Source organism: Desulfosediminicola ganghwensis, from assembly GCF_005116675.2.
Lineage (GTDB): Bacteria > Desulfobacterota > Desulfobulbia > Desulfobulbales > Desulfocapsaceae > Desulfopila > Desulfopila ganghwensis.
Window position 1 is genome coordinate 5,197,436 of sequence record NZ_CP050699.1, and the last position, 21,028, is coordinate 5,218,463.

The window sequence follows — 21,028 nt, forward strand, 5'->3', positions numbered from 1 at the left end:
TTGCACAATTTTCGCACCCTATTGAAACCTATCACACTTACGTTTCAATTTGTGGTGCTTTTCAGGGCGACAATATGCACTCTGTAACTGTAAATCTTATTTTAGCCATTCGAGGATACGACAACTGCCCCCATACGCTCAGTGATCAGGTATGTGCGGCAGATTATATCGCTATTCCCTTGATATCTCGATTATTGAATCAGAAAGCACATGAACGTCGGGTTAACTGACTTTAACAGGAAATATGGTTACTATTTCCGGAATTTCGTACAGACAGGAGAAGCAAATGCCGATGTATGAGTTTGAATGTCTCGACTGCAACAACGTATTTGAGGTAATCGTGCGCAACGCCGATGCAGCCAAAGACGTGACATGCAAAAGCTGTAACAGCGCCAATATCAGAAAGAACCTTTCCGCTGGAAGTTTTCACTCAAAGAGCAAGGGTACCGCTCTGCCCGGCGCCGGATGCACCGCAAGGGGAGGATTTACCTGAGGTTAATGTTCTGTACTGTGCTCCCGTGGGGAGTCTCACCTCTTTTTTGCCTGGGCGGGTTTTGAGAAATCATATACCCGCTCATTTGGTTTCAGCATGTCGTAATCGCGTCGTGCCACCTCTTCCAGGTATACCCTGTCATTTTCAAGCCGCCCGATCTCCGCTTCCATTCTCTTGTTCTCCCTGGCAATGGCCTCGGTTTCAGACTCCAGATTCTTTACTTCGGCTCTTTTCTTAAGCAGCGCCATAACGCCTGATTGAGGGGCAAACACTATCCACAACAAGGCAAAAAGTGTCATTACCACAGCCATTTTCTTCAATTGACTGTTCTGTAAATAGGGCGGAGACTTCCTGTTAACTGGGTTTCGTTTCATATATTCGTGTACTATGGAATCTCGGTGGATTATCTACTTATCAAAGATTCTGTGTATATCAACAGAGTCAATGTTTGAACAGTGACGAACCGAGCTCCCTAAAGACTCATCCTGACTGAGGTATTGGATTTAGGTAGTGAAGACTGTTATATTCAGCGTTTATTAATGAAACTTCATCACAATCACAAACAGAATGCCCTGATACGTTCTATAATGCAAGACTCTCATATTAAAAAGAAAACCACCTATCTTGTCAGCAGTTGCCTTATTGGCCTCTGCACCCGCTACGACGGCGCGATCAGCCCTGACCAGAAATGTATTGAATTTCTCGAGGGGACAAACTGGATACCAGTCTGCCCTGAACAACTTGGCGGACTTGCGACTCCTCGTCCCAAAGCGATGTTGTGCGAAGGAAATGGACATGATGTTCTTCAGGGAAATGCCAGGGTGATTACTGAAGATGGTGAAAACGTCTCAGACAATTTTATCCGGGGCGCAGAACAGGTACTCGATCTGGCCAGACGTCTTGCAGTCGACAGAATCGTATTGAAATCACGCTCTCCGTCGTGCGCGGTGCATGGCAACACAGGAGTTACAGCGGCGTTACTGCAACTCCACAATTATCAGTTAATTGAATTCGGCTAAGGGGAGTCGGCTACTGAATCCGCATAACCCTCAGAATTATAATGCCCGCCTCATACAGGAAATAGAGCGGCCCTCCCATGAGGCCCATATTGATAATGTCGGGGGTCGGGGTAATAAGTGCGGCAATAATTGCAATTCCCAACACGGCAAACCGTCTGTTTCTCTCAAAAAATTTCCTGGTACAGATACCAACCCTGCCCATGAAAACCATGAAAATGGGCAATTCAAACGCCAGGCCGAAGGCAAGAACGAAAATCGTAACGAATGTAACGAAGCGACTTATTGATATGACCGGTTGCAATTCTGCTGAACCGAACCCGAGCAGGAATTTTATGCCAAGAGGTAAAGTCACGAAATAACAAAAAATAGTTCCTACATAAAACAATATACAGGTGAAAAAGACAAAGAAAAAGATCTGCCCTTTGCCCATCTTAAACGGTTTGCCCATGGCACTCCAGAGAACTGTTAGAAACCAGGGCATGAGCAGAAAAACAGCCCCAAAAAGTGACAATTTCACATGGGAGAGAAAAGGACCTGCCACTGAAAAGAAATATAATTTCTCGGAAAGATGCTCCTGAACCGCTTTCAACAGTTCAGGGGAGAGGAAAAAAATCACAAGTGTCAAAAGAAACAGTGATATTCCGAGGCGATGAACTGATTTTTGTAATGCTAAAATGAATATAGCGAGCTTATTTTGATCGACCATCTGCTGAAATACTACTCTGTGGATATTACGATTTAATGAGAACGTAACTGAATAAAAGCCTCAGTTCCTCCCGGAATTACAACCTCTCAAAATATCAGAAGCAGGAGTGAAATGCAATTTGATTGAGGTTGCTTTCAGATACCAGCCATGATAAACATGGATGTACTTACCATAGGTTATGTATATCCTGTACACATATTGTAAAATTTCAACTTCAGCTCCACGAAAACATCATGCTTGAACTACGATTTATTCGAGAAAACATAGAGCTTGTAAAGGAAAAAACCGCCCTTCGCGGTGCGGACACGACTCCGCTTGATACCTTTATGGAAATTGACCAGCGCAGACTGCAGATTCTGGGCGAGGTTGAAAGCTTAAAAAATAAGAGAAACGTCGCTTCCAAAGAGATAGCACGCCTGAAGCAGGGCTCGGACGAAGAAAAGTCCCAGGCTGAGCCAATGATCATCGAGATGCGGGACATCGGTCAGAAGATCAAGGAACTCGATACTGAGTTGGCGGAAATTCAGGAAAAACTGCAAACCATCGTCATGGCGATTCCCAACCTCTGTCATGACTCTGTTCCCGTCGGCAACGATGAAAGCGATAACATCGAAGTTCGCACCTGGGGAACCAAAAGGGAGTATTCATTTGAGCCCAAACCACACTGGGAAGTCGGGGAGAATCTCAACGTTCTCGACTTTGAGCGCGCGGCCAAACTCTCAGGATCCCGCTTTGCGCTGCTGAGCGGTTTTGCCTCCAGACTCTCCAGAGCTCTGGTGAATTTCATGCTCGATCTGCATACCCAGAAGCATGGTTACACTGAGTTTATGCCCCCGTTTCTGGTCAACACTCCGACCATGACCGCCACTGGTCAATTGCCGAAGTTTGAGGAAGATCTCTTCAAGATCGCTGAATGGGATCTCTACCTGATACCAACCGCGGAAGTACCCATAACCAACATCCACCGCGATGAGACCATCGACGAAAAGGACCTTCCGCTCAACTATACCGCCTACACACCGTGTTTTCGTTCTGAGGCTGGCTCCCACGGTCGCGATACCCGCGGCCTGATACGTCAGCATCAGTTTGAGAAGGTTGAGCTTGTTAAAATAACCACCCCTGAGACTTCAATGGATGCTCTGGAAGATCTGACCAGGGAAGCTGAAACAGTGCTACAGATGCTCGGTCTTCATTACCGTGTGGTCACCCTGTGTTCCGGCGATCTCGGCTTCTCGGCCACCAAGACCTATGACATTGAAGTATGGTTGCCTGGGCAGCAGGCATATCGCGAGATATCCTCCTGCTCCAACACCCTCGACTTCCAGGCCCGACGCGGTTCTATCCGGTATCGTCCCGAGGGGCAGAAGAAGTCCAAACTCGTTCACACCTTAAACGGTTCCGGCCTGGCAGTGGGTAGAACACTACTGGCGATTCTAGAGACATACCAGCAGGAAGACGGCTCTGTCGCCATCCCTGAAGTGCTGAAACCATACTTCGAAAAACGATTTTAGAGCTGACCGGGCACGGTCGACCTCTTTGAATTTCGCATTCCCTGGCTGGCAGTCCATGCCTGCCAGGGAAACTCTCCCCCACTGTGATAATCTGTCTCTCTAATTAGGATTTATTGTTTTCTTGCCATATAATTTATACCAGCAGTAACGGAATTCAGACATTAACACCTGTCTCCTGGAGGGATCATGCAATTATCGTTTTCGAGGTGTGCTCTGCCTGCACATCAGCTCATCGTTGCAACTTTCGTTATCTTCGCCATTATCCTCTTCCAGCCGCTCTTGTCAGATGCCTGGTATAGTATCGCCCAGGAAACTCCGCAAAATGCACCTTCATCGGAAGCAGATATTCATACCTTACTATCCGGACTCAGCGATGAACAGGTTCGCCGTCTGCTCATTGATGAACTAAAAAAAGACAGTACTGCCCTGGAAAGCTCTGCCGACACAACCGGACCTGACATATTCCTGGGCAAAATTCTGTATAGCTTAAGTTCCCAATCCGACACATCTGAGCAACACGTACGTCAACTTTTCAGCCATATTCCCCAGGTAATCCCTGACCTTAAAAAAGCCTTTATCAAACTTTGTCCATACGGCACCCACACTGGTGCCCTCAAAAACTTTCTGTGGGTACTTTTTTTCATAGGTATCGGCCTGCTTACAGAACTCGTCTTCAATCGCATAGTTTTATGGAAACTCTTCAACAAAAGGGCTGAATTTCAAGAGAACCAGAGTGCCTCTGAAAAAATTGTTTCCGCGATTATCAACGAAGTTCCGACGCTGCTCTCACTATTTATCTTCTCCGTTGCCGCGTATTTTTCCTATCTTGCCTTTATCTGGACTGATTCTCCTCTTGTCCAGCTCTTATTTCTGGCAGTTCTACTGTCAATCATCATGATCCGTTTGGTTGCAATTGTTTCGAGACTCATATTCTCCCCTTCATCTGAACATCTGCGCATTGTACCTTTAGATTGTAAAATAGCAGGTTCGATGCACCGGCTTTTCAGCGGGGCTGCAGCCTATCTTACCCTGGGGGTGATGCTTGCTGTCACGCTCAAGCGACTGGGAGCGCATAGCACCACCATTGCATTGATCATGCTGGTCCTTGCCTCAATATTGTTGATCGCCGCTGCGGTTGCGGTCCTGATCTTTAAGAACAGGGTTAGAGAGCAGATCATTGCCGGCTCAACGGCGAGTGGTGATTCAATCAGCTGGGGACGCCAGCAGTTTGCCTCAATGTGGCACCTGCTGGCTCTGGCATATTTATTTGTCCTCTGGTTGCTGCTTTTCAACGATTTGATAGATCCCACTCACCGCAGTAAGGGCGCGTTCATTCTCAGTTTTTTTGTTGTCCCAATCTGGATGTTGAGTGACAAGCTCCTGCAGTGGATCGTCCTCTACGCGGTCGATACACTGAAAATCCACCAGGAACATTACGACCAGGAAGAGGATGTGGATGACGAGGAACTGGAAAAACGTGAAAAGGGCAAAAAAACCTACCTGAGAGCACTGGCGATTTCCAGGGTCGGTCTTGTTGGGTCGCTGGTAATCTGGGTCGCCACCCTCTGGAATATTAAAATACCCATTTTTTCCAACCTCTCCTCAGTGGTATTCGATGCACTGATCGTGATGACTCTGGCCCTGATGTTCTGGAAATTTATCAGCAACTGGATTGAACGAAAAATCCAGGAGTCGATCCCGGAGGAGGACGAAAAAAACGAGGAAGAGCAGGATGAGTGGGGCTCAGCTTCTGCCCGCGGCCGCTCATACACCCTGTTGCCGATGATTCGCAGGTTTCTCGGCACAGTACTTATGGTGATGGTGACCATGACAATCCTTTCATCCACAGGTGTGGACATTGGCCCGTTACTGGCTGGTGCCGGTGTTGTCGGTCTGGCCGTCGGCTTTGGTGCACAAAAACTCGTGGCCGATATGTTCTCAGGCTTTTTCTATCTACTGGACGACGCCTTTCGGGTTGGAGAATATGTGGAAGCTGGTGGTATTTCCGGTACTGTTGAAAATATCAGCCTGCGCAACGTGATGTTGAGACACCATCGCGGCATGTTGCAGATTGTCCCCCACAGTGAACTCGGGGCAATAACCAACTACATGCGCGGCGGGATTGTCGTTAAGTTTAACCTTGATTTCCCCTATGATGCCGATATCGACCAGATCCGAAAAGTTATAAAGAAAGTGGGTCAGGCTATGCTCCAGGAAGAGGAGTTTGCCGAGGATTTCATTCGTCCTGTGAAATCCCAGGGCGTGCGTGAAATCAGCAACTCCGTAATGACTATCAGAGTGAAATTCACCGCTAAACCCGGTGCTCACTTTATCATCCGCCGGGAAGCGTATAAACGGATTACCGAAGCGTTACGGGCAAAAGGTATCCATTACGCCCATAAAAAAGTCATTGTGGATATACCGCAATCAAGTGGTGAAGAGGAAGATAGCGAACAGCTCGCCAAAGCTGCCGGTGCCGCCACCAGACAAATCATGGATGAGGAAAGCAAGGCGGCAGGCGCCCCCAAGACAGAATCACCTGCTTTCGATCGATAATTCAGCTCAAGCACCTTCAGGCCAGATTGCAATGGCTTGTCACTGCAACCACTTTATCATCTGCTTCCCACCATCTTCTGCCTGAACAGGTGAGGGGGCGGAGGCGTGGCAGATGGGCAATTGATCACTTCCAGAAGAAAAACATATGCCTTTGTCAGGGAAAGCTTCTTGATCTTTAAGCTGTTACTCCTAACTCACCCCCCTTCACGCCTCACTTCAAGAAGCTGTGTTTTAGTGGTAATCGGACAGTACTCAAAATATTATTTGTCAAACTTGATACGGATCTCGATCTCGTTAATTTTATCCACGAGTTTCAGGGAAGTGACAAAGCCGTGAACTGTGGCGGCCAGCGCCTCCTGGACAAACCCCTTTATCGGCACTTTGTTGCCATTTACCAGAAGCGCGGTTTTATCCAGTACCCTTCCCTGCCCCGACAGCAACCGTTTCTCTATAAACTGCGCGATCTCGAGGCTTTCATTCAATCGAAAAATATAGTCGCCGCCAATATCCGCAATATCAGTAGCCACGGCAATTACCCCATGAACTTCATTACGCAACATCTGCTCCGGATTCCTGGCCACCTCTATCTTAGGAATTTTTCTGGCCGCCTTGAAGCCCTCACCAATAACAATATCCGCATCCGGAAAATAACGATGTGCCAGGGTGCGTAATGACAGGTCCCGATTGACAGTCTGCAGCACCATCTGGTCGGGTCCGACAAACATTACACTGTCTGCTCCGGCTTCTTTATAGATCGAGGTATCCGTGCCTTCACAATCAAACTGAACCCCAGGCTCACAACTCGACTTTATTACCGCGACCCTGTAACCCATTTCCCGAAGATGACGTACGACCTTACTAACCAGCACACTTTTATCGCTATCGTGCCACCCTATGAATGTTACTATCGCCGACATATCCTGATCCCTGAAACTAACGTTTTTATCTTAAATTTTAGTCAATTGTGGTACTCGAGCAGTACAAGAAGCACGACGCATATTACACAACTTTTTCGCTTTCTGATACGTATACTCAATAAATGACTCCTGCCGACAGCAACGGAGTATACTTTTAAACTATAACCGATGCGGATATCATAATAAGACAATAACAGAACGTTCAGAAAAGTTTTGCGGTGAACCTGCCCATGCATTAAGCTGCAATACATCGTGAAAGCACGCCTCAATTTTATTAACCATCTATGTTTTCGCTCTCAATCACGATAGCCAGATATTACACTTTGAGGACATAGACCCTTTTCACCTATCCCGCTGTCGTTCTGGAGGGGGCTCAATGATACGATACGTTGCTTTTGTTCTACTATTTACCCTTACCATCCTGCCTGTTTGTTCGGGAGTTGCCGCTGAATCCGTTAGTGGCGAGCAACTGCCGCCGGTTACGCTTGCCATACCTGAAGATGCGGATCACAGAAGCTACCTTGGCCTAAACGGTCAACCCGGTGAATCTTTTGATCTGAAAAATATTGACGCGGATGTACTGCTTATACAGTTTTTCAGCATGTACTGTCCGTTCTGTCAAGAAGAAGCTCCCCTGATAAATGAGCTGTTTCAGACAATCCTGGATTTCTCATCTGATGATTTCAGTGTTAAGATGATAGGTATCGGAACCAACAATACCAATTTCGAGGTAGGTCATTATCGCAGCACATACGATATTCAGTTCCCGGTATTCCCAGACCTGGATATGCAGAGCTATAATGCGCTTGGAGGGAAAGGAACACCAAGTTTCATCGCCTGCCGAAAGACAGATGACTCAGAGTGTACAATCATCCTGAGGCAGTCAGGCGGATTCAACACTGTCGAAGAGTTTTTCAACCAGCTACTGCGTAAAAGTGGCTACAGATGATCCGGAGGAGCCATGGTTCTACCGAGCCCCGCGAAACTCCTGCAGGTAATTGTAAATATTATCTCGCTGGTGCTGTTTTCCAGCTTGATCCAGGCAAAGCCTTTCACTGATTATGGTTATGATCCCGGGGTACTGAAACCTGTCGACAGTACCTTGAAAGTCTCACCTGGGGAACCCGCTCCGGATTTCACCCTCACCGCCATTGATGGCAAACAAGTCCGCCTCAGCCAATTCAAGAACCAGAGAAACGTTGTCCTCTCGTTTGTGCCGTCGGCGTGGACCCCGATCTGCTCGGGACAATGGCCCGGCTACAATATTTCACGGATTTTCTTCGAGCAGCATGACGCTATCCTGCTGGGTATCACCGTCGACAATATCCCCACGCTCTACAGCTGGACCCGACAGATGGGTGAACTCTGGTTCGATGTACTGTCTGATTTCTGGCCCCATGGTGAAGTTGCCGGTAAATATGGCCTGCTGCGTTCAGACGGCACAGCAGAACGGGCCCTGGTATTTATTGACAAAAGCGGCATCATCAGCGCCATCCATGTCTCTGACATCAATGTTCGCCCACCTCTGGAAATGATCGTCACTGAGCTTTCAAAATTCAATACCAGATAAGCGGCGCTCTCTATTCTGTTTTTTTCAAGACAAAAAAAAGAGCGTGCCTTCTCGATGAAGAAGGATCACACTCTTTTCTCATATTCCCTGCCTGTCTTGGGACTTGCTCAGCCCGACAAGACTAGGCAGCCCAAAATATTAATACTTGTACAGACTGTGCAGAATATCGACCTCGTCCTTTGGCTTGTAACCGGTCTTCATGGACTCGAGAGAGCCAGCGATTGCGAAGACAGACATATAGCAATGGGTAAGGTAAAAAGCCACGATGCCTACACCGAGTACGTTATGTACCATGGCGAAAATACGCACCATATCTACACTGGCACCCATACCCCAGATAATATAACCGGTGTATGCCATAATACCGCCGCCTAAAGTGGCGAACCAGAAATACATTTTCTGGCCTGCATTGAACTTCGCAGCAGGAACCGGCTTTTTCGCTTTGCTCAGGTAGCCGCCGAGAATAAACATCCATTTGATGTCATGCAGTTGCGGCAGCATTTCCTTGAACCACATGATAAACATCAACAGACCCGGAAGCGCAAAAACGATCGCGGAAATGAGGTGAATATAACGAGCAGTCCGGATAACGACTCCACCACCAAAGAATGATCCGAAAATGATCATCAAGCCGGTAATGACCAGCAGTGAAAAGGAAATCGCTGCAACAAAGTGAACAATACGGGCAAACAGACTGAAAAAGTAGATCTGCTCACCATGGTGATCAAAGTGCTTTGCACCAATGATCAGGTAATGCAACAAAAATACCGCAGGTACAGCTGTGATGACTACAAGAAAAATCTTGCTGAACCACTCACCCTGCAGCATCGTGAAAAGTTGACCATATTCCTGCCAGTTACCGCCGGTTATATTGGCGATCAACTGTGCGAAATAATCGGCTGAAGAACCGCCTGCTAGCCCTGCGGCCTGCAGATCTTGAGCTACAGCTGTTCCCAAGCTGCCTGCCACAAGTATTATTCCAAGCAGAAACACAGATGCGCACAACTTCTGCATAGTATGCTCCTGTTTAAGCAAAATTATAAACTGACCATCCCCGAGAAAATGGAGATGGTCAGTCGTTAACGACCAGCGATCCGCAAACAGGATTACTTGCCCTTGTATGCTTTATTCCAGCCCCAGGCGTTCACGCCTGAACCACGCTGAAATACGCGCTCTCTGTAAACGTCGGCTACAACATCCGCGTCACCTGCGAGCAATGCCTTGGTAGCACACATGCCTGCACACAGAGGTACTTTGCCCTCAGCGATACGGTTCTGGCCATAGAGATGTTTCTCCTCAGCAGAGAAGGTCTCTTCAGGGCCACCGGCACAGAAAGTACACTTGTCCATGGCACCACGCGCGCCGAACACCTGTCCCTTAGGGAACTGCGGTGCGCCGAACGGGCAGGCCATGAAGCAGTAACCACAACCGATACAGGTCTTCTTGTCCACCAGAACAATTCCATCCTCACGCTGGTAAATTGCATTTACCGGGCAAACTGCCTTGCATGGTGAATCTGCACAGTGCATGCAGGAAACTGAAATGGACTTCTCGCCAGGCCTACCCTGATCAAGGGTAATCACCCGACGACGGTTTACACCGACAGGAATGTGATTTCCTTCCTTACAGGCGACAACGCAGCCACTACAATCGATACAACGCTCTGTATCACATAAGAATTTTACTCTAGCCATGTCATTTCCTCCTCATCAGGCCTTAGTGACTTTACACAGTCCATCTTTAGTGGCCTGAATCTGTGTGACAATGTCGTATCCGTAGTTAGTTACCACGTTACCAGGCTCACCAACAACAAACGGTGCGTGCCCTTCTGGATACTTATCAACCAGAGATTCGCCCATCAGCACACCGGCAAAATGGTACGGCAGGAAGATGGTTTTATCATCAACCCTCTCGGTGAGGAACGCTTTGACCTTGATCTTGCCGCCTTCCGGAGACTCGATCCAGACCATTTCACCATCCCGGAAACCGAGGTTATTGGCCAGACGCGGATTGATCTCTGCGTACATATCAGGCTGAAGCTCAGCAAGATACTGGTTGCTTCTGGTCTCAGCGCCTGCACCCATATGCTCGACCATACGACCGGTTGTAATAACGTACGGGAATTCCTTAACAAGCTCAGGATTCTGTTCGCTCTTGAAACGGGTATCGATACGGTAATGAGCTTTCTTGTCCTCGTATGTCGGGAATTTCTCAATCAGATCCGGACGTGGAGTATGCAGCGGCTCACGATGAATCGGTACCTGATCAGGGAAGTTCCATACCACACAACGGGCACGGGCGTTACCGAACGGTGCCATACCTTTAGCGATAGCAACTTTCAGGGTTTTCTGGGAAAGATCTGTCTTCCAGTTGGTTCCGGGAACAACGTCCTTGAACTCTGGGTAACCACCCTTAACCTCTGAACCTGGATTGTATACGCCTTCTGCAGCCAGCTGGTTCTCGGTACGACCCGATGCATCGTAGGTCTTCTCGACACCAAAGCGGTTTCTGAATGGCAGACCACCTTTGGCGACAGGTTTGGAGACGTCATAGAGAATCGGGGTACCTGGATGCTCGTCGGTCCAACATGGCCAAGGCATACCGTAGTACTCACCATCACACGGTCCACCATTTGCCTGCAGGGTATCAATGTCGAAGGTATGCCAGTTGGCCATATGCTTCTTGATACGCTCAGGGGTCTGGCCGTTGTAACCAATGGTCAGACAACCACCACCAAGCTCACGGGTGATATCTTCAGGAGACTGCTTGATATTCGCGTAAAACTCATTGGCAAAACCGAGCTTGTTAACGAAGAGCTCCATGATCTGGTAATCATCTTTTGAGTCATATACCGGATCAACAACCTTGTAGCGCCACTGGATCTGACGGGAAGTTGAGGTGACACTACCGGAGGTCTCGTACTGCGAGGCAGATGGCAACAGATAGATATTGTCAGAATCACAGGCAGCGGCTGCCATGGTTGGGAAAGGATCAACAATCACCAGCAGATCGAGTTTATTGTATGCATCAACGACCTTGTGATACTGGGAGTTGGAATTTGCACCGCAACCCCACTGGATCATTGCCTTGATAGGTGTGTACTGATGGATCTGATCCACATCTTCCACGCCTTCAACACCAGAGTACCAGCGAGACAGGGTAAAGCCCGGCTTGTGCATCCACTCTTTATCCTTAAAGCGGGAGACCATCCAGTCAAACTCAACACCCCATACACGGCACCAGTGTTTCCAGGCACCCTCGGAGAGGCCGTAGTAGCCAGGCAGAGAGTGGGAAAGGATACACATATCTGTGGAACCCTGAACATTGTCATGGCCACGGAAGATGTTGGTACCACCACCGGATTTACCCATGTTGCCGAGCACGAGCTGCAGCAGACAGAAGGTACGGGTGATGGAAGAACCGATGGAGTGCTGAGTACCACCCATACACCAGGTAAGTGATGTCGGACGATTCTCGGCGAGGGTTCGTGCTACGTGATGAATCTGATCAACAGGGATACCTGTTACATCCGAAACAATCTCTGGAGTATAGTTCTTGACGACTTCGAGCATTTCCTCGTAACCGGCAACGCGGGTACGGATAAACTCTTTGTCTTCCCAGCCATTGGCCACGATCACGTTGATGAGACCGAGCATGAAGGCTGCATCGGTACCAGGACGGATCTGGCAGAAGTCTGATGCCTTTGCGGCAAGTTTCGATCTGCGCGGGTCAACCACGATGATCGGCGCATTGTTCTTCTCTTTCGCATGCAGAATGTGCTGCATGGATACCGGATGCGCCTCCGGTGGATTTGAGCCGATGAATATGAAACTCTTCGCGTGTCTCATATCGTTCAGGCTGTTGGTCATTGCTCCGTAACCCCAAGTATTGGCGACACCTGCCACCGTTGCGGAGTGTCAGATTCGGGCCTGGTGGTCGACGTTATTCGTCCCCCAGAAGGCTGCGAATTTACGGTGCTGGTATGCCATCTCGGTGGAGACCTTGGCACTACCGTTGAAGTGCAGTGCATCGGGACCATCATTCTCACGAATTTTGAGCAGCTTATCGCCGATCTCATTCATCGCCTGATCCCAACTGATGGTGGTCCACTTGCCGCCCACTTTTTTCATTGGGCTCTTGAGACGTTTCGGGCTGGTAACCATATCAATGGCACCGGCACCCTTACAACAGTGTGCACCACGGGAGACAGGATGATCAGCAGCGATATCCTGGCGTACCCAAACACCGTTTTGTACCTCAGCTTCAATACCACAACCAACAGAACAGTAGGTACAAATAGTCTGTACCTTCTTGGAACCTTCGTACTGGGCGGTCTTGCCTGCAGCATGCGCCTTACGGGTCATCTTGCTGGTCATTGACACGCCGGTCAGAGCCGCAGTTGCAGCAGAGATCTTCAGAAAAGATCGCCTCGCAACTTTCGGGTTCAAAGTCACCCTGCGACCAGTGCTGACCACACTGTCGCCTGAGGACTTCCTCAGTTTCATTCTGGCCATTTTTTGTTCTCCTTAAATGTCCTAACTTCGTTTCAAGCAGTTCACTTTCGTCTGCCGAACTGCTAAAACTCCCTGGCTATTATGAGCGCAACGTTTTGTAATACTTGTCGAAGTCTGCACTTTTGGTGTACAGCACTTCTTTGGAATCAACCCGGGCTTCAACCTGTTTGGCTTTGGCTGGCTTGATTGCGGCCGCTGCTCCCACAACCACAGCGCCGCCCGCCAGGATGTGTTTGAGGAATGAACGCCGCTTGTCCTGTTCCTGTTTCATAATTTTCCCTCCTTTGAGTTCGGGATGTTAAAGGTACCTTGCCTCCGCCATTTACCGGCAGAAGCGTGTTTTATGCCTGCGAAACATCTACCAGGCTTTTCTCAAGATCGAGGTAGCCGCATAACAGGCGGCAACACGATCTATAGAACTGAGCTGCTTCAACACCGTTGACCGCTTCACTAAACTCTTTGCTGAAAGGCACAAGGTAATTGGTCAGCAGCCGTCCCTGCAGCTGGCGGATAGAATCGCTGTCACTGTTTTTTTCTTCCTCGATGAGTCGGGCGAAGATGTCGAGCAACATCGGCAGAGAATCTTCACTGTCTACCACACCTTCTTCACGTTGGAGCTTGGCCTCGGCCAAAAGCTCTCTGAGCTCCACCAGGCTTTCACCGAAACTCCGGCCATCGAGATAATAGGATGCGAGAGTATTCACCTGGGACTTTGAAAAAGGGTTGGTAAATAACTCATAATATTCATTCTGAATGTCTGTGAGACTCATCCCGTTGACGCGCTCGTTGAGTTCGCGTACAGCGTTGTCAAACAGTGGGCTCACCTGCTCTCTGGCAAGAGCTGAGAACGTTCCACGCCAACGGCTCATGCATTCAGAGTCAGGTTCAGACTGATAAAAAGATTTCAGGAGATCCACAAAGAGCAGCCTCACCCGAAAGATTTCCCTGTTATTGGTTTCCATACTTATTCACCTTCGAAGAGATTGATAACTCTACAATCTTCACAGTATTCAAAATGGCTGGTATCGACCGACTCTTTGCTGGCAAGTATGCCCATCACCTTCTCAAATGTTTTCTTGCTGCCAAACACCTTGCCACAACGCTTACACTTCATAGGCTCGGCCTCGGCGATGGTCTGGGGTTCAAACCAGGTATCGTCCAGGGTAGCGCCCGGAGTGAGGCTCAGCACCTTTTCCGGACAGACCCGCACACAACCACCACAGCCTACACAGAGCGCTCCTTTAGAACGCAGAACCAACTGATCTTCATTGGTGGAAAGTGCCTGGATACGGCACATATTCAGACAGGCAAAACACTGGGTGCATCCTTCAGCGTTGCATGACACTGTCGCAAAAGGAAGCTGCGGATGCCCCTTGATACGGGCCTGACGACCGCTCTTTTCGGTAAGGTATTGAAGGATAACCGCCAGATTTTCACGACGATTGCCGGTAAAAGCTTCAGTAAATGTCTCTGCAAGGGGATAGTGAGCTGGCGCAAACTGCTTGCCGGTAAAATCGGAAACGTTAGAGATAACTACTGGTTCCGGCACCTCGCAGTAGGTCTTGATAAGCGAGGTCGCGAGAGTAGCCTGCCGCTTGAGGTCTTCAAAATGGGCCTGGTCTTCGTCTACCAACAGCACCATCCTGCCCGCCCCGAGAACATAGAGGGCAAGGAGATGGAACAGCGAAAGCGCCCTCACCTCATCATGACAAATATAGAGACAGTTCCCCTCAATCTCTGAACCACGCTGCCACCAGAGTTTATGTAAAGCTTTCTCACTGCCAAGCACAACTGTGCAACCAGCCTCAAGCCCTACTGTCTGCAGGTAATTAATAAACGACTCATCTGTGAAACGCTGATATTGCATAGCTCCGGTCGGGCACGTTGCTATACAACCACCACACTCTTCGCACTTCAGGCTATCAACCTTAATGCCGTTACCGGTAGCTTGTATCGCGCCGTGGGGACAACTCCCGATACACATGCCACAGCCATAACCGAGCTTACCACTGTATTGACAGATAGACGTGTCGCAGGTGACAACCTCATCTACCTGGCAGGAGTACTGGGTAGCCCAGAACTTCTCCAATTCCTGCTCTGTATAAATCCCGGCATAATTTTCAGGCAGGTCCACCTCAGTGCCATCCATAATCAGGATTGCCGGGATTCGCATCACACGACGCTCAGCGCCATAAACGTCGAGGGCATCATGCGGGCAAGCCTTTTCGCACTCTTTGCAAAAAGTGCACAGGGGGTAATCTATGAAAAGTTGCTCATCAAGACAGGACTCGGGGCATGCCTGACCACAGGCACCGCAGTAGGTACAGCGACCGCTGTTCACCGGCACCCGCACCGAGTATTCAATACTAAAACCATCTGCATCGCGTGAAAGCGCTATTTCTGTAGCGGTGGGAATCTCAGGATCAAAGCCTTTCAGTAGAATCGGCTCTACTTCCAGGACTCCACCGTAGGTATCTGCAAACTTTTTGATGGCTGCCACATCTGAACCAATCACACATAAACGTGGATCATGGTCGACGCTAAAGCTCCTGAAATTGACTGCTCTCAGCTTATCAAGCTCTGCCTGACCTATGCGGGAAAGCAGTTCTTCATCATGTCTCGCAAGATCAGCATTTATCTGTAATGTCGGCGACAGGGGGAAGCCCATGTTGGGAGTCACTGCAGGAAAGCCGCTGGCCAGAAGAATTGATTCCAGGCTATCAACTTCAAATGGGTGTCCAGGGCGGAGGTTGACTTCGGAACGCAGAAGTTCTGGTTGTGATCCACTCCGTTGGGTGAACAAATACATGGAAAAATTATCACTCATACGCTTTTCAAGACCCTTTTATGGTCGCTGACGCAGGCTTCCCCCTGCTGCCAACTTCTCTCGTAAAACCAAACAGTCAGGCAAAAACCACACCCAACCTGCTGGATTTTAATGAACAAACCGGTGTAGAAAGCACCGTTTGCACACCTGAATACTCAGTTTTGCGAGTGAGTATAAGGGAGTTAGCTCATTCTTGGTATCAGCCACTCCCCTTTTCTTGCGTAGGGATAATATTGAAGGGGCTGTAGGTTATTTGCCTACAATCTTGGTATCCGACTGGATAGTGTGAGATTTTTCGGTCCAGAGAACGGCCCGACGGGTGAGTTCTGCAGCATTCTTTATGAAGAGTTTCTGTTTAATTCTATCGCGATAAGTACCTATGGTTTTCACACCGAGGTTCATGCGTTCAGCAATCTCCCTGGTCGACAGACCGGTGCCGATCAAGCGAAACACCTCCAGCTCCCTGTCGGTGAGAACTTCTTCGGTAGGTGCCCCTTGAGTTGCCGGGTTGACATGAAGCTTATCCAGCAGGATGGCCATCATGTTGGCACTGACATGGATGCGGCCGCTGGAAATATTCCGTAGTGCGGAGATGACTGACTCGGAGGCCTCTTTTTTCATGATATAGCCTTTTGCCCCGGCACGAATTGCCCTCTCTGCCCAGACAGACTCATCATGCATGGAGAGCACGAGTACAGGAATAGGCCGGTCACTGGCAGTAATTTCCTTCACCAGGTCCAGACCGTTTTCTTTCGCCAGGGTTATGTCAATAATTGCCATATCCGGTTCATGCTCGCACAAAGCTTTCCGAGCCTCACCAATATCTTCCGCCACTGCACAGACAGAAAAATCTTTTTCCTGGTTCAGCAGTTCTGCCATTCCCATTCTGAATATCGGGTGATCGTCGACTATCAGTATTTTGGACATTAACTGTGTACCTCTCCGGAAATTGATATAATTGTTCCACCCTGCAAATCAGACTTGATGTTCAATTCAGCACCAATAGCCTTGGCCCGGTACTGCATGGTATGACAGCCAAGCCCTTTTCTTGTGCTCGAAACATCGAAACCGCTACCGTCATCTACGATACGCACTGTGAAGTTATCCGACCATGTTCGCATGAAAATTCCTATATTATCAGGTCGTCCATGACGAGCTGCGTTAAAAACCGCTTCCCGGATAATATAATAAACATGGGTCGCCACCGCATTATCAACCCACTCACGACCACCTTCAAACGAATAGGTACACTGCACCCGGAAGAGATTTTCCACTTCATTTACCAACTCTTCAACCGCTGCCTCCAGTCCATGCTCAATAACATGGGCCGGATAGAGCCCCTGAGCCAGCCTTCGTGTCTTTTCAATCGCATCCCTGATCAAGCCGCGAATTGAACCCATCTGCTCTGCCTTTTCAGGGTCATCCTGCTCCAGCTTCTGCTGCAGTACCTTGCTGAGCAGTTCGATGCCGGTGAGATGGGAACCGAGATCGTCATGCAGATCACGGCCGATGTTCGATCGTTCTTCCTCGCTGACCGCAATAATCTGCCGCTCAAGCCTCGCCATTTCTTCCTCTGAGCAGGTCTTCAGAACATGGAGCCACATTCCTTCAAGCAGCATTTTCACCTGGCGAACGTCGCTGTTGTCATACTTTGTACTGTTATTGCAGACACCGGCTATCATGACAATCTTGCCATCACTATGGACTGGGATGTCCATGTGCCGGTTGATCTCCCGCAGGTATGGAAAAATATCATCTTCTTTATTACACGTTGCATAATCGTTGCAGATAACTTCTCCACCATACATCACTGCCGCTCCGGCAAGACCGGCCTTGAAGGTCGATCTTGATATGCTCATGTGCTGCTCACGAAGTTTGATATCCCGCTCTTCAGCCACAGCCAGGGAGCAGAGGGTAATATGGGTATGGGTTGAGTTTACCATCGCCAGGTAGCCCTCTTCACTACGGGTTATCTGCACTATTCTTCTCAAGACAAAGTCATATTTCTCCTGCAGGGAATGATTCTCCATCATCCCCAGCCGGAGGAGTGTATCAAGTCGCAACTCATCCCGGCGAAGCAGCAATTCTTTCTGAATCCGATCGTCGACCATACGGTTGGCGAGTATTCGCAAATCCTCAAACTCTGCAAATGCAAGGTCGGTATTTCTGATTTTTTTCTTGGAAACAGCAGCCTGGCGAAGGAAGTTCGTAAAGAGGTCTATGCCATATTTAATCTTCAGCGAATACACATAGGAGGTGAGCAGCAGCATGGAGACCGCCACAATAAAGAGTATAATAAAAGCGGAGACATTCTTGAAGGCAATATCACGGTACGACTTGGTCTCAAACGCAATGGCATCCTCCATCTCTTCCATGGACATGGTAGCCCCGAACACCCAGCCCCAGTCCCGGTATGGATTGACATAAATCAGATTCAGATGGGCATCACCTTCCTGTGACTCCTCGCTGAAACGAACATACTCACCAGCTGCATTTTTTGCTGCGTGTAACAGCATCGCGCCGTAATGAACCCCTTTGGCATCGATAAAATCTTCAACAGAGCGACCTATCAGTCTTTCATCCTGACTGCATATAATGGTGCCATCCTGACGGAAACCAAATACCTCGCCATTTTCGGCAAAATCCATACTGCGTACGCGGGAGAGAATGTCCTGCTGCAGGCTTTTCTCAGCCGCCATGGTATAAACACCGGCTCCAATAAACCAGTCAAACGGCTCGAAATACTTGATAAAAGCCACTTTTGAGAAATACGTCTCTGAAAACTCGGGCTTTACCAGTTTATAACTGTATACACCGGCACCTTTGTCCCTGACCATGGCAGAAATATCACCAACCACATCCCTGCCTACAGTTTGCTGGATCTCTCTACCGCTTTTGCCCTCAAACCATGGGTCGTCGGCAAAAAGGTCAATCCTGGATTCATTGACACTGCCGGCAAAATAATAGCCATTGCCATTATTCCAGCGAATTGGACGCAATACCTCGGCAACCATGGAGCGAAGCTCTTCAACGCTCTTTTCATCTTTGTATAAACTGTAAACATGTGAGGCAATGGTATAGGCAGCCTGAACTTTGTCACGCATCTCGTCTTCCATGCGCAGATCGGTCTGCTTTCGTTTGTACTCGATAAAATCTATGACCTTGGCATGCTCTTCCTTAACCCTGCGCTCATAACGATCTTTATAGTTTTTACGGATACTTTCAATGGACTCCTGATATGCCTGGTACTCGTTCACCATCCAGAAAATCCCGATAAACAACGTCATACCGAAAACAACCAGAACTGAAGCGTAAAGGGGTGCAGCAGAAATGGATATGCGTTTGGCTCCGGGACCAGGCGTCAGCAAACCACTCAACATTTCCTTGAACTGTTCGAGATGATCGCGCTTATTACTTATCCGGGTCATGTATTACCTCTATTTCCGGATAAATACTGGTGAGGTAAATCTCATCCGAGCCCTGGTGGTCGTCGGGACCGAACTGCAGGACAACACCTCCCAGATCAAAGCGCCCTACACTGTGCATGGTTTCAATAAATTTTTCGCGGGTCAACGGCTGTGGGACTTCCCTGGCAATCATGGCAAAGAGTTTACCTGCGATATACCCTTCCAGGGAGGTAAAGCTTAACGGTACATCATGCTGGTATTTGCCCATTGCCCGCTCATACTCACGGACCAGGGGCAGTTTGTTATCGGTTGGAAGTGGCACTACCTGAGAAACGATCACGTTTTTGCCGTATCCGCCCAGGGTCTCTTTGAGACTTTCCGTGCCAACAAAACTAATTGAGCCATAAATAAGCTCACCACTATATTTATTTTTGCTGAGCTTGATGAATTCAGCACAGGCCGAGTATGTACCGACCAGCACCACCGCTTCCGGCCTGGCTGCGTGAATCTCCTCAAGGCCGCCGATCACAGCTACGGTGTTACGTTCGTAACTGGCGGTAGAAACCAGTTCCACCCCCCGTCTCTCAAGAGCAAGCTCAAGACCTTTCAAACCGGCATAGCCATAACTGTCATTCTGGTAGAAGCATGCTATCCTCTTGATACCTTTCACATTTACCAGGTAAGATGCGACCCGCTCTATCTCCTGATAATAACTGCCGCGAACATTGATCACATATCTGCGGAAGGGAGATCTCAGCAAATCCGCACCACTGAATGGTGCGAAAAATGGTATCTCATACTTTTCAACCAGAGGAATAACAGCTTTGGAGGTCGGAGTGCCCACTTCACCGATCAACATCAGCACGTGATCGGTATTGATAAGCTCCAGGGTATTTCGTATTGCCCGGTCCGGCTCATAGCCATCATCCCTGCTCAATAACCGAACCTCCCGGCCATGGACACCACCTTCCTCATTCACCTTGGAAAAGGCGGCAAGCAACCCCCCCCGAAGTTCAAGACCCAGATCCTTGGATGGGCCGGTCAAGGCACAGGACTGCCCAAGCACTATCGGGTATGGTTTCATCTTCCCCTCTGCCCTGACCTCGGTCAGCACACCACTGACCATCACAAAGGACAGCACAACCAGCAAACATGCAAAATATTGATTTTTTTTCATACTACAATTCACACCATACCCGGTCTTCAGCTTCCTGCCGTTCGTCCCCAAAGACGATGAATAAACGTAAAAGAAACACTATCGGCCATACCTGGAAATCTTCAGTGATCCTCTCAGCACTCCATCAAAAAAAGTAGTTAAGATTTCAATGAAAAGCAAGACCATTGATGCTCACCACTCGCAACATAGTCCAATCTGTAATAGCCGGTGCACCAGATAACCGATTTAACCCCGATATCACATCGGCGGATACCATTGTGGCAATTGACGAATCATAACTGCCCGACGATGAGTACTTTAGACAGATGCAGTTGTGTAATTACACATTGTT

18 protein-coding genes are annotated in these 21,028 nt (G+C 48.7%); 6 read left to right on the forward strand and 12 right to left on the reverse strand.

What is annotated here, in order from left to right; all coding sequences use genetic code 11:
- Positions 1 to 286: 286 nt before the first annotated feature.
- Complete coding sequence (locus FCL45_RS22420; RefSeq protein WP_167495636.1) at positions 287 to 493, forward strand: FmdB family zinc ribbon protein; 207 nt, start codon at positions 287 to 289, stop codon at positions 491 to 493.
- Between the two features lie 35 nt (positions 494 to 528).
- Here FCL45_RS22420 and FCL45_RS22425 read toward each other — a convergent pair whose 3' ends face one another.
- Positions 529 to 867 carry an FtsB family cell division protein gene (locus FCL45_RS22425; protein ID WP_136795579.1) on the reverse strand — a complete coding sequence of 113 codons (339 nt, stop codon included), beginning with the start codon at positions 865 to 867 and terminating at the stop codon, positions 529 to 531.
- A gap of 213 nt (positions 868 to 1,080) precedes the next feature.
- Here FCL45_RS22425 and FCL45_RS22430 point away from each other — a divergent pair, with 213 nt between their 5' ends.
- A complete protein-coding gene (locus FCL45_RS22430) occupies positions 1,081 to 1,512 on the forward strand; it encodes a 2-thiouracil desulfurase family protein (RefSeq protein ID WP_136795580.1) in 432 nt (143 codons plus the stop codon).
- Positions 1,513 to 1,522: 10 nt separating this feature from the next.
- Here the strand turns inward: FCL45_RS22430 and tatC are convergent, their stop codons facing one another.
- Positions 1,523 to 2,218 (reverse strand): twin-arginine translocase subunit TatC, encoded by a 696-nt coding sequence (gene tatC, locus FCL45_RS22435; RefSeq protein ID WP_136795581.1) that lies wholly within the window; start codon positions 2,216 to 2,218, stop codon positions 1,523 to 1,525.
- Between the two features lie 233 nt (positions 2,219 to 2,451).
- Between tatC and serS the strand changes: the two genes are divergently transcribed.
- On the forward strand, positions 2,452 to 3,729 hold the full coding sequence (gene serS / locus FCL45_RS22440) for a serine--tRNA ligase (protein ID WP_136795582.1): 1,278 nt from the start codon (positions 2,452 to 2,454) through the stop codon (positions 3,727 to 3,729).
- A 186-nt stretch (positions 3,730 to 3,915) separates the two neighbouring features.
- On the forward strand, positions 3,916 to 6,285 hold the full coding sequence (locus FCL45_RS22445; protein WP_136795583.1) for a mechanosensitive ion channel domain-containing protein: 2,370 nt from the start codon (positions 3,916 to 3,918) through the stop codon (positions 6,283 to 6,285).
- A gap of 260 nt (positions 6,286 to 6,545) precedes the next feature.
- On the opposite strand, the gene mobB is transcribed toward FCL45_RS22445, so the two are convergent.
- Positions 6,546 to 7,202, reverse strand: coding sequence for a molybdopterin-guanine dinucleotide biosynthesis protein B (mobB, locus tag FCL45_RS22450; RefSeq protein WP_136795584.1), 657 nt, complete (start codon positions 7,200 to 7,202; stop codon positions 6,546 to 6,548).
- 376 nt (positions 7,203 to 7,578) lie between these two features.
- Between mobB and FCL45_RS22455 the strand changes: the two genes are divergently transcribed.
- Together FCL45_RS22455 and FCL45_RS22460 are read left to right on the forward strand one after the other, a co-directional pair.
- On the forward strand, positions 7,579 to 8,151 hold the full coding sequence (locus tag FCL45_RS22455) for a TlpA family protein disulfide reductase (protein ID WP_136795585.1): 573 nt from the start codon (positions 7,579 to 7,581) through the stop codon (positions 8,149 to 8,151).
- Between the two features lie 12 nt (positions 8,152 to 8,163).
- Positions 8,164 to 8,772: a redoxin domain-containing protein gene (locus tag FCL45_RS22460; protein ID WP_136795586.1), complete on the forward strand. Its 609-nt coding sequence runs from the start codon at positions 8,164 to 8,166 to the stop codon at positions 8,770 to 8,772.
- Between the two features lie 138 nt (positions 8,773 to 8,910).
- On the opposite strand, the gene FCL45_RS22465 is transcribed toward FCL45_RS22460, so the two are convergent.
- The 9 genes from FCL45_RS22465 to FCL45_RS22505 form a co-directional block, all read right to left on the reverse strand.
- A complete protein-coding gene (locus FCL45_RS22465; protein WP_136795587.1) occupies positions 8,911 to 9,786 on the reverse strand; it encodes a formate dehydrogenase subunit gamma in 876 nt (291 codons plus the stop codon).
- A gap of 92 nt (positions 9,787 to 9,878) precedes the next feature.
- On the reverse strand, positions 9,879 to 10,466 hold the full coding sequence (gene fdh3B, locus FCL45_RS22470; RefSeq protein ID WP_136795588.1) for a formate dehydrogenase FDH3 subunit beta: 588 nt from the start codon (positions 10,464 to 10,466) through the stop codon (positions 9,879 to 9,881).
- 15 nt (positions 10,467 to 10,481) lie between these two features.
- Positions 10,482 to 13,277, reverse strand: a complete 2,796-nt coding sequence (locus FCL45_RS22475; RefSeq protein ID WP_419175804.1) for a formate dehydrogenase subunit alpha — start codon at positions 13,275 to 13,277, stop codon at positions 10,482 to 10,484.
- Positions 13,278 to 13,365: 88 nt separating this feature from the next.
- Positions 13,366 to 13,557, reverse strand: coding sequence for a twin-arginine translocation signal domain-containing protein (locus FCL45_RS22480; protein ID WP_136795590.1), 192 nt, complete (start codon positions 13,555 to 13,557; stop codon positions 13,366 to 13,368).
- A gap of 70 nt (positions 13,558 to 13,627) precedes the next feature.
- Complete coding sequence (locus tag FCL45_RS22485) at positions 13,628 to 14,248, reverse strand: TorD/DmsD family molecular chaperone (RefSeq protein ID WP_136795591.1); 621 nt, start codon at positions 14,246 to 14,248, stop codon at positions 13,628 to 13,630.
- Positions 14,249 to 14,250: 2 nt separating this feature from the next.
- Positions 14,251 to 16,113: a 4Fe-4S dicluster domain-containing protein gene (locus FCL45_RS22490; RefSeq protein ID WP_136795592.1), complete on the reverse strand. Its 1,863-nt coding sequence runs from the start codon at positions 16,111 to 16,113 to the stop codon at positions 14,251 to 14,253.
- Positions 16,114 to 16,362: 249 nt separating this feature from the next.
- The gene (locus tag FCL45_RS22495) at positions 16,363 to 17,040 is read right to left on the reverse strand and encodes a response regulator transcription factor (protein ID WP_136795593.1); all 678 of its coding nucleotides are present in this window, start codon (positions 17,038 to 17,040) and stop codon (positions 16,363 to 16,365) included.
- The gene (locus FCL45_RS22500; RefSeq protein WP_136795594.1) at positions 17,040 to 19,541 is read right to left on the reverse strand and encodes a cache domain-containing protein; all 2,502 of its coding nucleotides are present in this window, start codon (positions 19,539 to 19,541) and stop codon (positions 17,040 to 17,042) included. Before FCL45_RS22500 ends, FCL45_RS22495 begins: the two co-directional genes overlap by 1 nt.
- A complete protein-coding gene (locus FCL45_RS22505) occupies positions 19,525 to 20,697 on the reverse strand; it encodes an ABC transporter substrate-binding protein (protein WP_228721400.1) in 1,173 nt (390 codons plus the stop codon). The genes FCL45_RS22500 and FCL45_RS22505 overlap by 17 nt, the downstream gene beginning before the upstream one ends.
- Positions 20,698 to 21,028 lie beyond the last annotated feature (331 nt).

Excerpts from the sequence above, each read along its gene's own strand:
- FCL45_RS22505 (WP_228721400.1), bottom strand. The coding sequence starts at position 20,697 with ATGAAAAAAAATCAATATTTTGCATGTTTGCTGGTTGTGCTGTCCTTT.
- FCL45_RS22430 (WP_136795580.1), top strand. The coding sequence starts at position 1,081 with ATGCAAGACTCTCATATTAAAAAGAAAACCACCTATCTTGTCAGCAGT.
- serS (WP_136795582.1), top strand. The coding sequence starts at position 2,452 with ATGCTTGAACTACGATTTATTCGAGAAAACATAGAGCTTGTAAAGGAA.
- FCL45_RS22425 (WP_136795579.1), bottom strand. The coding sequence starts at position 867 with ATGAAACGAAACCCAGTTAACAGGAAGTCTCCGCCCTATTTACAGAAC.
- FCL45_RS22490 (WP_136795592.1), bottom strand. The coding sequence starts at position 16,113 with ATGAGTGATAATTTTTCCATGTATTTGTTCACCCAACGGAGTGGATCA.
- FCL45_RS22420 (WP_167495636.1), top strand. The coding sequence starts at position 287 with ATGCCGATGTATGAGTTTGAATGTCTCGACTGCAACAACGTATTTGAG.
- tatC (WP_136795581.1), bottom strand. The coding sequence starts at position 2,218 with ATGGTCGATCAAAATAAGCTCGCTATATTCATTTTAGCATTACAAAAA.
- mobB (WP_136795584.1), bottom strand. The coding sequence starts at position 7,202 with ATGTCGGCGATAGTAACATTCATAGGGTGGCACGATAGCGATAAAAGT.
- FCL45_RS22455 (WP_136795585.1), top strand. The coding sequence starts at position 7,579 with ATGATACGATACGTTGCTTTTGTTCTACTATTTACCCTTACCATCCTG.
- FCL45_RS22465 (WP_136795587.1), bottom strand. The coding sequence starts at position 9,786 with ATGCAGAAGTTGTGCGCATCTGTGTTTCTGCTTGGAATAATACTTGTG.
- FCL45_RS22485 (WP_136795591.1), bottom strand. The coding sequence starts at position 14,248 with ATGGAAACCAATAACAGGGAAATCTTTCGGGTGAGGCTGCTCTTTGTG.
- FCL45_RS22480 (WP_136795590.1), bottom strand. The coding sequence starts at position 13,557 with ATGAAACAGGAACAGGACAAGCGGCGTTCATTCCTCAAACACATCCTG.
- FCL45_RS22460 (WP_136795586.1), top strand. The coding sequence starts at position 8,164 with ATGGTTCTACCGAGCCCCGCGAAACTCCTGCAGGTAATTGTAAATATT.
- FCL45_RS22500 (WP_136795594.1), bottom strand. The coding sequence starts at position 19,541 with ATGACCCGGATAAGTAATAAGCGCGATCATCTCGAACAGTTCAAGGAA.
- FCL45_RS22445 (WP_136795583.1), top strand. The coding sequence starts at position 3,916 with ATGCAATTATCGTTTTCGAGGTGTGCTCTGCCTGCACATCAGCTCATC.
- fdh3B (WP_136795588.1), bottom strand. The coding sequence starts at position 10,466 with ATGGCTAGAGTAAAATTCTTATGTGATACAGAGCGTTGTATCGATTGT.
- FCL45_RS22495 (WP_136795593.1), bottom strand. The coding sequence starts at position 17,040 with ATGTCCAAAATACTGATAGTCGACGATCACCCGATATTCAGAATGGGA.